Raw genomic sequence first — 13,772 nt, forward strand, 5'->3', positions numbered from 1 at the left:
ACCACGTCCCGGAAGGACGCCGACTGGTCCCGCAGCTCGTGCAGGTGCCCGCGCCGCCCGCCCGGACGAGTCCCGTCTCGTATGCCAGCACCACCACCTGCACCCGGTCCCGCAGACTCAGCTTGGTGAGGATGCGGCCCACGTGGGTCTTCACCGTGGCCTCCGAGAGCACCAGCCGGCCCGCGATCTCGCCGTTCGACAGGCCCTGGGCGACCAGCAGCATCACCTCGCGCTCCCGCCCGGTGAGCCGGTCCAGCTCCTTGTGCTCAGGCTCGCCGCCGGCGCTCGGGAGCATCGGGGAGAAACGGTCCAGCAGTCGGCGGGTGGTCGACGGCGCGACGACCGCGTCACCGCTGTGGACCGAACGGATCGCGCCCAGCAGTTCCCCGGGCGGCACATCCTTGAGCATGAAGCCGCTCGCACCGGCCTTCAGCCCGGAGAACGCGTACTCGTCCAGGTCGAAGGTGGTCAGGATCAGCACCTTCGGCGGGTTGGGCGCCGCGCAGATCCGCCGGGTCGCCTCGACGCCGTCCAGCCTCGGCATCCGGACATCCATCAGGACGACGTCCACGGCCGTGGAGCGCAGTTTCTCGATCGCCTCCGCGCCGTCGCCCGCCTCCGCGACGACCTCCATATCCGGCTGAGCGGCGAGCACCATCCGGAAGCCGGTGCGCAGCAGCACCTGGTCGTCGACGAGCATCACACGGATGGACATGTCAGCGGGGTCCTCAATCTCTCGGTGGCTGATCTATCGAGTCTCTCGGGCCATCGGATCGCTCGGTACGGTCCGGAAGCGCTCCGGCGGACGGTCCAGGCGGTCCAGGCGGTCCAGGCTTCAGACGGTCCAGACTGGCTAGGCGGTCCAGACGTTCCAGACGGTCTAGGCGGTCTAGGCGGTCTAGGCGGGCTTAAGGGGAAGCAGTGCGCTGATCCGGAAGCCTCCTCCCGGCCGGGGCCCGGCGTCGAGCGTGCCGCCGACCATACCGACGCGCTCCCGCATCCCGATGAGCCCGTGCCCCTTGCCGTCCGCGCCGCCGTCCTCGTACAGCTCGTGCGCCGAACCCCGGCCGTCGTCCTCCACCAGCAGTCCGAGTCCGTCGTCGAAGTAGACGAGCCGCACACTGGCGCCGACCTGCGGTCCACCGTGCTTACGGGTGTTGGTGAGCGCTTCCTGCACGATGCGGTACGCCGTCAGCTCCACCCCGCTCGGCAGCGCTCTCGGGGTCCCCTCGATCTTGAAGTCCACGGTCAGCCCCGAACGGCGCACCTGCTCGATCAGATCCTCGATCTGCCCCACATCGGGCTGTGGGACGTACTCACCGCTCTCCGGGGCGTCCCCGGTCCGCAGCACCCCCAGCAGCCGCCGCATCTCCGCCAGCGCCTGGCGGCCGGTGGTGGAGATGGTCTCCAGCGCCTGCTTGGCCTGGTCGGGTGCCGCGTCGAGCACATAGGCCGCGCCATCGGCCTGCACCACCATCACGGAGACGTTGTGCGCGACGACATCGTGCAGTTCCCTGGCGATCCTGGCGCGCTCGGCGGCGACCGCGACCTTCGCCTGCGCCTCGCGCTCGCTCTCCAGCCTCATCGCGCGCTCCTCCAGTTGCCCGAAGTACGCGCGGCGCGTGCGTATCGAGTCACCGAGCACCCAGGCGAGGGCGAACGGCACGATCAGGACGACCGTGAAGAAGATCTTCTGGAGGGTGCTCGACTCCTCCGGCGGCCATCTGAGCAGCGACGCCGGGGCCGCCACCAGACCGCCGACCAGCGCCAGCCTGGAGGCCCACCGCGATCTGCCGTCCGCGGCGACGGTGTAGATGATCACCAGCATCGCGAAGTCGCCCGGGTTGGTCTCCACGTCCAGCACCAGCTGACCGACGCCGATCACCGCCGCGAGCACGAGCATCTTCTCCGGCATCACCCGGCGCAGCGCGACGACCAGACTCAGCCCCAGCACCACCAGGACGGCGGACACCGAAGGCTCACTCTGTGGGTCCGTCGCCAGAGTCAGCAGTGAGAGCACCAGCAGGACGACGGCCCAGAAGGCGTCGACGCCCGACGGGTGTCTGCGGAGGAAGTCATAGACGCGCTGCACGTAACCCAGAGTAGGGAAAGCTGACAGGCCACGGGGTCAACCGCCAGAGCGATCCCGTGGGCGGAGGCGTACTCCGCAAGGTGGAGACTGGGGCGCGTGACGGACGATACGGATGAGTGGCGGACCTGGCGGGAGGCGTCCCGGACCGCGCTGTACGGACCCGGCGGCTTCTATCTGCGCCCTGAGGGACCGGCCGGCCACTTCCGTACGTCCGTGCACGCCTCGCCCCTGTTCGCATCGGCGGTCGCCCGGCTGCTGCTGACGACGGCGGAGGGCCTGGACCCGTCCGGCGGCGGACCGGCGATCGTCGACATGGGCGCGGGGCACGGGGAACTGCTGACGGGGGTGCCGGCGGCGCTCCCCGCCGGATTCCCGGTACGGGCGTACGCCGTCGAGCGCGCGCCCCGCCCGGCCGGTCTGGACCCCCGTATCGAGTGGACATCCGAACCGCCGGCCGGGGTCAGCGGACTCCTCTTCGCGAACGAGTGGCTCGACAACGTCCCCGTCGACATCGCCGAGGCGGACGCGGACGGGGTGGCGCGCGTCGTCCTCGTACGCCCCGACGGCACCGAACGCCTCGGCCCGCCGGTGACCGGGGCGGACGCACAGTGGCTCGCGCGGTGGTGGCCGCTGACCGAGCCCGGGGCGCGGGCGGAGATCGGCCGCCCCCGGGACGAGGCGTGGGCGGCGGCCGTGGCCACCCTGAGGGCGGGGCTCGCGGTCGCGGTGGACTACGGGCACACGGCGGAGGGCGGCCGTCCCCCCTTCGGCACCCTGACCGGTTTCCGGGCGGGCCGGGAGGTGGCTCCCGTACCCGACGGGACCTGTGACATCACCTCGCATGTGGCGCTGGACGCCTGCGCGCTGCCCGGGGCCCGGCTGATCCCCCAGCGCGAGGCCCTGGGCGCGCTCGGGGTCTCGGCCGCGCGGCCCCCGCTCGCCCTGGCCACCACGGACCCCGCCGCCTACGTCCGCGCCCTCTCCGCCACCACCGAGGCCGGGGAACTCCTCTCCCCCGCCGGCCTCGGCGCCTTCCTCTGGCTCCACCAGCCGGTGCCCACTCCTCTCTCCTGATCCCTCCTGATCCCCGCTGTCCCTGTGCTCCATGCTCCGGGTGCCGGGTGCCGGGGAAACTCGCGCCCCGGGCACCCGACGGGGCCGCGCACCCCCGGGACCAGGGCGAACCCCGGGCTCCCGCGCACGCCAGGACCCAGGGCAGGCCCCGGGTCCTGGCGGGCCGGGGGGATACTGGGGCCATGACGGAGACCATGTTCGGCATCGGCGGCGCCGCGGAAAGCACCGACATGGTGCTCAACATCGGCCCCCAGCACCCCTCCACCCACGGCGTCCTCCGCCTCCGCCTCACCCTCGACGGCGAAGTCATCCAGCACGCCGAACCCGTCATCGGCTATATGCACCGTGGTGCCGAGAAGCTCTTCGAGGCCCGCGACTACCGCCAGATCATCATGCTCGCCAACCGCCACGACTGGCTCTCCGCGTTCTCCAACGAACTCGGTGTGGTGATGGCCGTGGAGCGGATGCTCGGCATGGAGGTCCCCGAGCGCGCGGTCTGGACCCGTACCCTGCTCGCCGAGCTGAACCGGGTGCTCAACCATCTGATGTTCCTCGGCTCGTACCCGCTGGAGCTGGGCGGCATCACCCCCGTCTTCCACGCCTTCCGCGAGCGGGAGGAACTCCAGCACGTCATGGAGGAGATCTCCGGCGGCCGGATGCACTACATGTTCAACCGGGTCGGCGGCCTTAAGGAGGACCTTCCGGCCGGGTGGCTCGGGCGGGTCCGGCACACGGTGGCGGACGTCCGGTCGCGGATGGACGTGTACGACCGTCTGGTGCTCGGGAACGAGATCTTCCGCGGCCGGACCCGCGCGGTGGGCGTCCTGTCGGCTGCGGCGGTGCACGCGTACGGCGTCAGCGGTCCCATCGCCCGCGCCTCCGGTGTCGACTTCGATCTGCGCCGGGACGAGCCGTATCTCGCGTACGGGGAGCTGGGGGACACTCTTAAGGTGGTCACCCGGGCGGAGGGCGACTGTCTGGCCCGCTTCGAGGTGCTGCTGGGCCAGACGCACAACGCGCTGGACCTGGCCGACGCCTGTCTGGACCGGATCGCCGAGCTGCCGCCCGGCCCGGTCAACCAGCGGCTGCCCAAGGTGCTGAAGGCCCCGGAGGGCCACACCTACGCCTGGACGGAGAACCCGCTCGGGATCAACGGCTACTACCTGGTCTCCAAAGGGGAGAAGACTCCGTACCGGCTGAAGTTGCGTTCGGCGTCGTTCAACAACATCCAGGCACTCACCGAGCTGCTGCCGGGCACGCTGGTGGCGGACATGGTGGCGATCCTGGGCTCGCTGTTCTTCGTCGTCGGCGACATCGACAAGTGATCGCCGAGTGAACGGCGAACAGCGGCCCAGGAACAGGAACTCCGTGAACCTCGGGAGTCCCGGGAACTTCAGGAGCCTCAGAAACCTCAGGAACTGACCGCGTCGCGCAGCTCGATGTGCTCCGGGCTGTCGTGGTGGGTCAGATCGATGACGTCACCGACCGCGCGCGGGGCATCCGGGCGCCGCTCGGCCGGCACCTCCTCGGCCAGCATCTCGTCGGCGAGTACTTCCTCGCCCACCACATCGGCGAGATCCTCGCTCTGCACGGCCTCGATGGCCTTCTGCGTCCCCCGGCCGGACAGCCCGGAGACCACGGGAAGCCCGTTCGCCCCGTGCGCCCGGTTCGCCACATGCGCCGCATGCGCCGCGTTGGCCGCGTTCGCCGCCGCCGCTTCGGCGGCCGACGCATGCTGCTTCCCGAAGTAGTCGAACGTCCCCTCGGGACGGCGGAGGGCGGCGCCGCGTCGCGGGCCGTACGGAACGACCGCCGCCGCGCCCGGCCCGGGGCGCCTCGCGGGGAGGGCGGCCGTCGGGCGGGTGTGCTGCTCTCTCCCGGCACCCGCCACGGCCTTCCCCCGCGGCTCGTCCGCCTCCGGGGTCACCACCTCCGGGTTCACTTCGCCGGGTCCGCCTTCGCGATCGCCAACCCGGTCCGCCGGGTCGGCCATCTGGCCGCCTGTCCGCTCGTCCGCCCGGTCGGCTGTCCGTGAGCCGGTCGGGCCGTCCGTGAGACCGTCCGTGCCCTCGTCCTCACGGTCGTCACCGGCGGTCCGCGCGGCCTCCCGGGCGGCCTCCTGCGCGGCGGCGCTGCGGGGAAGGTCGTCCAGCGCTCTGACGGCACGCCGGAACAGCGCGACGGTGGGTGTGACCCCGGCCGCCGTCAGCGGCCTGGGCTCCGACGCCTCGATCGCGAGCTGACGACGGCCTTCGAGAGCGCTGGCCCGCTCGGTCTCGGCAGTCGCGTACCGGCGCAGCAGGGCGGCGTGCTCGCCGCGCAGCGACGCCAACTCGACGCGTTTGGTACGGAGTTTGGCATCGAGTTTCGCGCGCAGCTCGCGTGATTCCTCGATGTCCGACTCCAGCTCGGCTATACGTTCCTCGTGCTGCCATGCGTCGTTCGCACGGCCTCGGGTGAGATCGGCGACCTGCTGGCCGGCCGAACGGTCCCAACTGCGCATAAGGGCCGCGCCGGTGACGGCGGCTGCGGCTGCCGCCGTCACCAGCGTCCGGAGCATGACGGGTTCCGTCAGCATCCATGCGCCGGCGGCGCACAGCACCGACGCTCCGGCGACCGCCGATGGCGGCAGCAGCCTGTGAAGGGGTGGGGAATGGCGGTGGCGTCCACGGGGCATGGGGCGAAATTTACCGTGCGCAGAAGCGGATGGGGATATCGGCTACGCAACTCTCTGACCCAAGAACGCCCGGTCGGCTCCGCACCGCTTCCCTCCGGCGACAGCCTCCGCTATCGCCGTTCCATTTCGTCCGCGTGTGGAGTTGTCCGGGCGCCTTGGGGCGCTGCTCGATGAGCTACTTGAGGAGCCCCTTGGACTCCAGATACTCCTTCGCCGCGTCCTCGGGCTTGGCACGCTCGGAGTCGACCTTACGGTTCAACTCGGCGAGATCCGCGGTGGTCAACACCTTGGTGAGCCGGTCGAGCGCGGCGGCTATCTCCGCGCTGCCCGCGTCTTTCGCATTGACCACCGGCAGTACGTTGTCCGCGTTCTGGAGCTTCTTGTCGTCTTCGAGGAAGACCAGTCCGTCCATCACCGCGTCCGTGGTGGTGGTGAGCACCAGTTGGTCGACACCGTCCTTGACCGCCTGCTTGGACTGGGGGGTGCCCACGCCCTTCGGGTCGACACCGGTGACATCAATGCCGTAGACCTTCTTCAGACCGGGCGCGCAGAACGGCCGCACCTCGCACTCGTCACCCGCCGCGATCTTGACCTTGAGCTTCGACTTCCCAAGATCGGAAAGCGTCTTGAGGCTGTTCTTCTCGGCGAATTCCTTGCTTACCGCAAAGGCGTTCTGATCGACGGCCTGGCCCGCCGGGAGCACCTTCAGCCCGCGCGGCTCGGCGAGCTTGGTAAGTGCGGCGACAGTGGCGTTCACATCACTGGAGGCGACCGGCTTCTCATCAGGCGCCTTCGGCCCGTTCGCCTTTGCATTCAGGAATTCAGCAAGCGTCGCCGCATATTCCGGTACGACGTCGATCTCCCCCTTCTCCAGGGAGGGTTCGTACAGCTCGCGGTTCTTCACCGTGGTCACGGTCGTCTTGTATCCGGCGTCGGCCAGGGTCCGCGCATACAGCTCGGCGAGAACCTTGGACTCGGTGAAGGAGGCCGAGCCGACGACAAGCGAGCCCTTCTTGTCCGAGCCGCCGCCGGAGCCGCCCGAGCCATCGGTGTTCCCGGACTTCTCCAGGCTCTCTCCGCCGCCGCACGCGGCGAGCGAACCCGTCAGGGCCACGGCCAGTACCGCTCCCGCGATACGAGAGGTCTTGCGCATCAGATTCTCCGTCCCGAGGGTCCCAGAGGGGTCACGAGGTGTATGTGGACATGGAATGTCATGGAATGCGATAGAGGATTCACGGGTTGCGAGGGTTCAGGGCTTTCGACGGTTCAAGACTTTCAAGGGTTCGAGGGTTTCGAGGGTTCGGTCAGACGGTCGTTCGCGGTGATACGGGCGTCGCCGCCTTACGGTGTGGATCGATCAGCCGGTCGGCCGCCACCAGCACCGCTTCCACCAGCAGCGCCAGCAGCGCGGCGAGCAGAGCACCGGCCACGACCTGCGGGGTGTTGTAGGTGTTGAAACCCGCGGTGATGATGCGGCCGAGACCGCCCTGGCCGACCATCGAGGCGATAGTGGCCGTGGCGACCACCTGCACGGCGGCCGACCTCAGCCCGGTCATCAGCAGCGGATACGCCAGCGGCAGCTCGACCCGTACGAAGAGCTGCCACCCCGACATGCCCATCCCCCGCGCGGCCTCCACCACCGCACGGTCGGCCTCCCGCATCCCGACATAGGCGTTGGTCAGCAGCGGCGGAACGGCGAACAGCACCAGCGCGATGATCGTCGGCGCGTATCCGGCGCTCCGCAGCGGGGTGAGCATGAAGAGCGCGAGAACCGCGAAGACGGGAATCGCCCGGCCGGCGTTGGAGATGTTGACCGCGAGCGCGCCCCCCTTGCCGAGGTGCCCGAGCCAGAGCGCGAGCGGCAGGGCGATCGCGCAGGCCAGCACGAGCGCCACCCCGCTGACGTACACATGCTCGCCCAGCCGGTGCCAGGCCCCGCTCTCCCCCGACCAGTTGGAGCCGGTGGTGAGCCAGGTCCACGCATCGGCGAGCACCCCCATCAGACGGCCTCCTTGGCCCGGTGTATTCGGGTCCCGGACCGATTCCCCGACCGATTCCCCGGCCGAGTCCGCGCCCGGGTGGGCGTCCGGGGCGTCCGGGGCGTCCGTGTCCAGGGGGTGAGCAGCCGCTGCACCGCCAGCAGCAGCAGATCCGCCACGGCCGCCAGCAGCACACAGAGCACGGACGCGGTCAGCACCTGCGCCTTGAAGGTGGTCTGCACCCCGTCGTCGATGAGATTGCCGAGCCCGCCCTTGCCGACCAGGGCGCCCACGGTCGTCAGCGCGATCGTGGAGACCGTGGCGATACGCAGGCCCGCCATCAGCGCGGGCAGCGCGAGCGGCAGCTCGACCTCCCACAGCAGCCTGGCCGGCCCGTAACCCATCCCGCGCGCGGCCTCCCGGGCCTCGGCGGGCACCGCGTCGAGACCGGCCATGATGTTCCGCACCAGGATGGTCAGCGAATAGAGCACGAGCCCGGTGACGACCAGCGCGGCCGAGAGCCCGAACACCGGCAGCAGCAAAGAGAACATCGCGAGCGACGGAATCGTGTAGAGCAGGGTCGTCAGACCGAGCACCGGACCGGCGAAGGCGGGCTTCGCGCGGGCGAGGAGCGCGAGCGGGAAGGCCACCGCGAGGCCGATCAGGACCGAGGCCACGGTGATCCAGACATGCTGAATCGTCGCGTCGGTCAATTCCTGGCTACGGGTGCGGAGATATTCCCCGCAGATCCAGTCATTGGTCGCCAGACAGCTCTGGGCGGCCTGCCGCATACCCATGCTCCCCCTCCTCCCCACCCCTGCCGAACGTATGTCTCATGACCTTAACCTTGGCCACTGACAATCGCCGAGGGCCGCCATGTGGCGGCAACACGCCCTTCACACAACGCCCGCCACAATGGGGAATCATGATCCGTTTCGAGCACGTCACCAAGCGCTATCCGGACGGGACGACCGCCGTCGACGATCTGTCGTTCGAGGTGGCCGAGGGCGAACTGGTCACGCTCGTCGGGCCGTCCGGCTGCGGCAAGACCACCACGATGAAGATGGTCAACCGTCTTATCGAACCGACCAGCGGGCGGATATTCCTGGACGGGGAGGACATATCGACCATCGATCCGGTGCAGCTGCGCCGCCGTATCGGCTATGTCATCCAGCAGGTCGGCCTCTTCCCGCACAAGACGGTCCTGGAGAACACCGCGACCGTCCCGCATCTGCTGGGCTGGGGCCGCGCCAAGGCCCGCGCCCGCGCCGCCGAACTCCTCGATCTGGTCGGTCTGGACCCCTCCCTCCACGGCGACCGCTACCCGGAACAGCTCTCCGGCGGCCAGCGCCAGCGCGTCGGCGTGGCCCGCGCGCTCGCCGCCGACCCGCCCGTCCTGCTGATGGACGAGCCGTTCGGCGCGGTCGACCCGGTGGTGCGCGAACATCTCCAGAACGAGTTCCTCAGGCTCCAGGCCCAGGTCCGCAAGACCGTGCTCTTCGTCACACACGACATCGAGGAAGCCGTACGCCTCGGCGACCGGATCGCCGTCTACGGCCAGGGGCGGATCGAGCAGTTCGACGCCCCGGCCGCCGTGCTCGGCGCCCCGGCGACCGGGTATGTCGCGGACTTCGTCGGCGCCGACCGCGGCCTCAAGCGACTCTCGGTCACCCCCATCGAGGAAAGCGATCTGGAGCAGCCGCCCGTCGTCCGGCTCGACGACACCCTGCCCCGGGAGCTGGGCGCGCGGTGGGCGGTCGTCCTGGACGGCACGGGCGACCTGCACGGCTGGCTCGCCGCGGAGCACGCGCGCGTACCCGGCTCCGTACGGGAACACGCCCGGCGCATGGACGCCTGGCTGCCCCTCGGCGCCTCCCTCAAGCAGGCGTTCTCCACCATGCTCCAGCACGACGCCGGGTGGATCGCGGTGATCGACAAGGAGGGGACGGGCCGCTTCCTGGGAGTACTGACCCCGGCGAAGCTGCACGAGGCGCTGCGCCGGTCGATCGACGCGGACGCACAGGACGTGCCCCGGGCCGAGGTCGATCTGGAGTCCATCGCGACCGTCGCGGATATCACCGACGCGGTCGCTGATACGGATACCGGGGCCGCCGAGGAGGTCGTACGGACCACCAAGGACTGAGCCACCGCACAGGGCCCCGTACGGGTGCCGGGCCGCGGTGGCCCGCCGGGCAGGCATGACTTCCGCGACACGACCTAGGGTGGAGATATGAGTACGTTGCCTGGGTTGCCGGAGTGGGATCGCTGCGCGGTCATGGGGGTCGTCAATGTGACGCCCGATTCCTTCTCGGACGGTGGCCGCTGGTTCGACACCACCGCCGCCGTCAAACGCGGCCTCGATCTCGTCGCCGACGGTGCCGACCTCGTCGATGTCGGCGGTGAGTCCACCAGGCCCGGCGCCAGCCGGGTCGACGAGGACGAGGAGCTGCGGCGGGTCGTCCCGGTCGTCAGGGGCCTGGCGGCCGAGGGGGTCATCGTCTCCGTCGACACCATGCGCGCCTCCGTCGCCGACCAGGCCGTGGCGGCCGGAGCCGTACTCGTCAACGATGTCAGCGGCGGACTCGCCGACCCCGCGATGGTCCCGGCCGTCGCCTCCGCCGGAGTCCCCTTCGTCGTCATGCACTGGCGCGGCTTCAGCCAGGACATGAACAGCCGGGCGGTGTACGAGGACGTCGTCGCCGAGGTCGCCGCCGAACTGCGCGAGCGGATGGCGGCCGTCGTGGCCGGCGGCATCCAGCCCGACCGGATCGTCATCGACCCCGGGCTCGGCTTCGCCAAGGAGGCCGCGCACGACCTCGCCCTCGTCGCCCACATCCCCGAGCTGCGCGCCCTCGGCCGCCCCCTGCTCGTCGCCGCGTCCCGTAAACGCTTCCTCGGGCATGTCCTCGCCCGGGGCGGCACCCCGCCACGGGCCCGGGAGCGCGACGCGGCCACCGCCGCCGTCTCCGCGATCGCGGCGCACGAGGGCGCGTGGGCCGTGCGCGTCCATGAGGTACGCGCCACCGCGGACGCCGTCCGCGTCGCGCGAGCCGTCGGGGACGCCCGGTGAGCCGTACCGACACCGAACTGGTCGAAGAGGCCAACACCGCGTTCTACGAGACCCTGGAGCGCGGCGACTTCGAGCGGCTGTCCGACCTGTGGCTGGACGACGGCATCTCCTGTATCCACCCCGGCTGGCCGGTGCTCTCAGGCCGGGGCGAGGTGCTGCGTTCCTACGCCCTGATCATGGCGAACACCGAGTACATCCAGTTCTTCCTCACCGATGTGAAGGTCGGCCTCGCCGGTGACACCGCGCTGGTGACCTGTACGGAGAACATCCTCAGCGGCGGCCCCGCCGAGGAGAGCGGTGAGCTGGGCCCCCTCGTGGGACAGCTCGTGGTCGCCACCAATGTGTTCCGGCGCACCCCTGAGGGGTGGAAGGTCTGGTCGCACCACGGCTCACCTGTACTGACCGAGCGCGACACCGGCGACGAGACGGAGGAGGAGCCCTCCCCCTGAGTCCCCCGGGCCGACGCGCCGACGCGCCGACCGATGGAGGGGTTTGGGGGTCGATGGGGGTTTGGCGCCGGGCGGTCCGGGCAGGTGCGCCTACCGGCCTTCCGGGCGGCTGACCATGACCCCCTTGCGTGAACGGTGTCAGTGGCCGCAGGTAGATTCGAATGGACACATCGGCACTCGGGCATGATCGGGTGTCCGTTGTGCCCGTGTCCGTACGACCGACGAGACAGCAGGAGTGATTCGCGTGGATCATGTCGCGCTGCGCGGCCTCAAGGCCCGTGGGCACCACGGCGTCTTCCCCCGGGAGCGCGAGGAGGGCCAGACCTTCATCGTGGACCTGGTGATCGGTCTGGACACCCGTCCGGCGGCGGCCGACGACGACCTGGCGAAGACCGTGCACTACGGCGTCGTGGCGGAGGAGGTCGTGGCGGTCGTGGAGGGCGATCCGGTCGATCTGATCGAGACGCTCGCGGAGCGGATCGCCCGGACCTGTCTGAAGCACGACGGCGTGCAGGAGGTCGAGGTCGTCGTCCACAAGCCGGACGCGCCGATCACCGTGCCGTTCGACGATGTGTCCATCACGATCACCCGGAGCCGAGTATGAGCGACCCCACCGTGCAACCGGTGCCCGCGTCCGTGGTGGAGCAGGTCGACGCGGCGGATGTGACCCTCTCCAACCTCAAGCGCGCCGTGATCGCCCTCGGATCGAATCTGGGCAATCGGCTGGAGACCCTCCAGGGCGCGATCGACGCGCTGGAGGACACCCCCGGACTGCGGGTCAAAGCGGTCTCCCCGGTGTACGAGACGGAGCCGTGGGGCGTCCGCGCCGACTCCCAGCCGTCGTATTTCAACGCGGTGGCCGTCATCAGGACGACGCTGCCGCCCGACTCGCTCCTGGAGCGCGCGCAGGCGATCGAGGAAGCCTTCGACCGGGTCCGCGAGGAGCGGTGGGGCCCCCGCACCATCGACGTGGACATCATCGCGTACGCGGAGGTCGTCTCCGACGATCCCTCGCTCACCCTCCCGCATCCCCGCGCCCATGAGCGCCCCTTTGTGCTCGCCCCCTGGCACGATGTGGAGCCCGAGGCACAGCTCCCGGGCCGCGGGAGCGTGGCCGGGCTGCTGGCCGCCGTCGGCCGCGAGGGCGTGTTCATCCGCGCCGACCTGGAACTGCGTCTGCCCGAGTAGTCGTTAGGCTCTTGCGTGCGGACCCCGCGCGGCATCTGACTGAAGGGCGGCTCTCTCGGTGAAGCAACTACGGCTCGGTGTGCTGGCCGGTCTCTTCGCCGGGGCCGGGCTGCTGTCCTGGGCCGGCGCGCGCCTGTGGGACTCGTTCGGCACCCTGCCGAGCGTGCCCCTGGCCGCGCCGATCGTGCTCGCGGCGATCGCGGCGGTCCTCACGGCGACCGCGCTCTCCCTGCGCGCCCGGCTCAAGGCGCAGCGCGAGCGCCGCCCCGGTGCGAAGGGCGTGGAGCCCCTGATGGCGGCCCGGGCGGTGGTCTTCGGGCAGGCGAGCGCGCTCGTGGCGGCGCTGGTGAGCGGGATGTACGGGGGGACGGGGGTGTTCCTGCTGGGGTCCCTGGATGTGCCGTCGCGGCGGGACCAGGCGATCTACGCCGGGTTCTCGGTGCTGGCGGGGGTGGCGGTGATCGCGGCGGCCTTCTTCCTGGAGCGCGTCTGCAAACTGCCCGACGACAGCGACCCCACCCAGGAGAACGGCACGGGCCGCGCCCACGCCTGACCTCCCCTACGCCTCGCCTCCCGTACGCCTCGCCTCGCGTACGCCTGACCTCCCGTACGCCTCGCCTCCCACGCGACTACGCCGCGCGCACGCCTGGACCTCCCCTACGCCTCGCCTCCCGCGCGGACGGGGCCGCGCCCACGCCTGGCCTTCTGCCCCGGGCCTCCCGCCCCGGGCTCAGCGAGCCATGATCAGGCTCATCGCCTCGTTACGGGTCGCCGGGTGGCGAAGCTGACCGCGGACCGCGGAGGTGATGGTCTTCGCGCCCGGCTTGCGGACACCCCGCATGGTCATGCACATGTGCTCGCACTCGATGACCACGATCACTCCGCGCGGCTCCAGGATGTCCATCAGGGAATCCGCGATCTGGGTGGTCAGGCGCTCCTGGACCTGGGGGCGGCGGGCGAAGACGTCCACCAGGCGGGCGAGCTTGGAGAGTCCGGTGATCTTGCCATCGTTGGAGGGGATGTAGCCGACGTGCGCGACCCCGACGAAGGGCACGAGATGATGTTCACAGGAGGACATCACCTCGATGTCCTTCACCAGCACCATCTCATCGTGCCCGAGGTCGAAGGTCGTCGTCAGGACGTCCTCGGGCTGCTGCCAGAGCCCCGCGAATATCTCCCGGTACGCGCGCGCCACCCGGGCCGGCGTCTCCCTCAGGCCCTCGCGGTCCGGATCCTCCCCGAC

The 13,772-nt window shown here is 70.5% G+C and carries 15 protein-coding genes; 8 read left to right on the forward strand and 7 right to left on the reverse strand.

Annotated elements, in window-relative coordinates; all coding sequences use genetic code 11:
• Together ACWF94_RS16020 and ACWF94_RS16025 are read right to left on the reverse strand one after the other, a co-directional pair.
• On the reverse strand, positions 1-715 hold a 715-nt coding region (locus ACWF94_RS16020; protein WP_453487972.1), incomplete at its 3' end, for a response regulator.
• A gap of 183 nt (positions 716-898) precedes the next feature.
• Positions 899-2,092, reverse strand: coding sequence for a sensor histidine kinase (locus ACWF94_RS16025; RefSeq protein WP_453487973.1), 1,194 nt, complete (start codon positions 2,090-2,092; stop codon positions 899-901).
• Between the two features lie 96 nt (positions 2,093-2,188).
• On the opposite strand from ACWF94_RS16025, the gene ACWF94_RS16030 reads away from it, so the two are divergent.
• Both ACWF94_RS16030 and ACWF94_RS16035 read left to right on the forward strand, forming a co-directional pair.
• Positions 2,189-3,166: an SAM-dependent methyltransferase gene (locus ACWF94_RS16030; protein ID WP_453487974.1), complete on the forward strand. Its 978-nt coding sequence runs from the start codon at positions 2,189-2,191 to the stop codon at positions 3,164-3,166.
• Between the two features lie 182 nt (positions 3,167-3,348).
• Positions 3,349-4,491, forward strand: a complete 1,143-nt coding sequence (locus tag ACWF94_RS16035) for an NADH-quinone oxidoreductase subunit D (RefSeq protein ID WP_453487975.1) — start codon at positions 3,349-3,351, stop codon at positions 4,489-4,491.
• A gap of 86 nt (positions 4,492-4,577) precedes the next feature.
• On the opposite strand, the gene ACWF94_RS16040 is transcribed toward ACWF94_RS16035, so the two are convergent.
• The 4 genes from ACWF94_RS16040 to ACWF94_RS16055 all read right to left on the reverse strand — a co-directional run bounded on the left by ACWF94_RS16040 (position 4,578) and on the right by ACWF94_RS16055 (position 8,619).
• Positions 4,578-5,843, reverse strand: a complete 1,266-nt coding sequence (locus ACWF94_RS16040) for a hypothetical protein (protein WP_453487976.1) — start codon at positions 5,841-5,843, stop codon at positions 4,578-4,580.
• A 175-nt stretch (positions 5,844-6,018) separates the two neighbouring features.
• The gene (locus tag ACWF94_RS16045) at positions 6,019-6,996 is read right to left on the reverse strand and encodes an ABC transporter substrate-binding protein (RefSeq protein WP_453487977.1); all 978 of its coding nucleotides are present in this window, start codon (positions 6,994-6,996) and stop codon (positions 6,019-6,021) included.
• A gap of 151 nt (positions 6,997-7,147) precedes the next feature.
• Entirely contained in the window at positions 7,148-7,843 is a 696-nt protein-coding gene (locus tag ACWF94_RS16050) for an ABC transporter permease (protein WP_453487978.1), read from the reverse strand.
• A complete protein-coding gene (locus tag ACWF94_RS16055) occupies positions 7,843-8,619 on the reverse strand; it encodes an ABC transporter permease (protein ID WP_453487979.1) in 777 nt (258 codons plus the stop codon). The genes ACWF94_RS16050 and ACWF94_RS16055 overlap by 1 nt, the downstream gene beginning before the upstream one ends.
• A gap of 128 nt (positions 8,620-8,747) precedes the next feature.
• Here ACWF94_RS16055 and ACWF94_RS16060 point away from each other — a divergent pair, with 128 nt between their 5' ends.
• The 6 genes from ACWF94_RS16060 to ACWF94_RS16085 all read left to right on the forward strand — a co-directional run bounded on the left by ACWF94_RS16060 (position 8,748) and on the right by ACWF94_RS16085 (position 13,082).
• Positions 8,748-9,965 carry an ABC transporter ATP-binding protein gene (locus tag ACWF94_RS16060; RefSeq protein ID WP_453487980.1) on the forward strand — a complete coding sequence of 406 codons (1,218 nt, stop codon included), beginning with the start codon at positions 8,748-8,750 and terminating at the stop codon, positions 9,963-9,965.
• A gap of 87 nt (positions 9,966-10,052) precedes the next feature.
• Complete coding sequence (folP, locus tag ACWF94_RS16065; protein WP_453487981.1) at positions 10,053-10,892, forward strand: dihydropteroate synthase; 840 nt, start codon at positions 10,053-10,055, stop codon at positions 10,890-10,892.
• Positions 10,889-11,341 (forward strand): nuclear transport factor 2 family protein, encoded by a 453-nt coding sequence (locus tag ACWF94_RS16070; RefSeq protein WP_453487982.1) that lies wholly within the window; start codon positions 10,889-10,891, stop codon positions 11,339-11,341. Before folP ends, ACWF94_RS16070 begins: the two co-directional genes overlap by 4 nt.
• 244 nt (positions 11,342-11,585) lie before the next feature.
• A complete protein-coding gene (gene folB / locus ACWF94_RS16075) occupies positions 11,586-11,945 on the forward strand; it encodes a dihydroneopterin aldolase (protein ID WP_453487983.1) in 360 nt (119 codons plus the stop codon).
• On the forward strand, positions 11,942-12,529 hold the full coding sequence (gene folK / locus ACWF94_RS16080; protein WP_453487984.1) for a 2-amino-4-hydroxy-6-hydroxymethyldihydropteridine diphosphokinase: 588 nt from the start codon (positions 11,942-11,944) through the stop codon (positions 12,527-12,529). Before folB ends, folK begins: the two co-directional genes overlap by 4 nt.
• 58 nt (positions 12,530-12,587) lie before the next feature.
• Positions 12,588-13,082 carry a DUF3180 domain-containing protein gene (locus ACWF94_RS16085; RefSeq protein WP_453487985.1) on the forward strand — a complete coding sequence of 165 codons (495 nt, stop codon included), beginning with the start codon at positions 12,588-12,590 and terminating at the stop codon, positions 13,080-13,082.
• A 177-nt stretch (positions 13,083-13,259) separates the two neighbouring features.
• Here ACWF94_RS16085 and folE read toward each other — a convergent pair.
• Positions 13,260-13,772, reverse strand: a 513-nt coding sequence (folE, locus tag ACWF94_RS16090; protein ID WP_453487986.1) for a GTP cyclohydrolase I FolE, incomplete at its 5' end; no start/stop codon positions are given.

The sequence above is a fragment of the Streptomyces sp. NPDC055078 genome (assembly GCF_053607985.1).

What these genes read in the sequence shown, in the direction of transcription:
- folK (WP_453487984.1), top strand. Translation starts at nt 11,942, where the DNA reads ATGAGCGACCCCACCGTGCAACCGGTGCCCGCGTCCGTGGTGGAGCAG.
- ACWF94_RS16060 (WP_453487980.1), top strand. Translation starts at nt 8,748, where the DNA reads ATGATCCGTTTCGAGCACGTCACCAAGCGCTATCCGGACGGGACGACC.
- folP (WP_453487981.1), top strand. Translation starts at nt 10,053, where the DNA reads ATGAGTACGTTGCCTGGGTTGCCGGAGTGGGATCGCTGCGCGGTCATG.
- ACWF94_RS16055 (WP_453487979.1), bottom strand. Translation starts at nt 8,619, where the DNA reads ATGGGTATGCGGCAGGCCGCCCAGAGCTGTCTGGCGACCAATGACTGG.
- ACWF94_RS16045 (WP_453487977.1), bottom strand. Translation starts at nt 6,996, where the DNA reads ATGCGCAAGACCTCTCGTATCGCGGGAGCGGTACTGGCCGTGGCCCTG.
- ACWF94_RS16050 (WP_453487978.1), bottom strand. Translation starts at nt 7,843, where the DNA reads ATGGGGGTGCTCGCCGATGCGTGGACCTGGCTCACCACCGGCTCCAAC.
- ACWF94_RS16035 (WP_453487975.1), top strand. Translation starts at nt 3,349, where the DNA reads ATGACGGAGACCATGTTCGGCATCGGCGGCGCCGCGGAAAGCACCGAC.
- ACWF94_RS16040 (WP_453487976.1), bottom strand. Translation starts at nt 5,843, where the DNA reads ATGCCCCGTGGACGCCACCGCCATTCCCCACCCCTTCACAGGCTGCTG.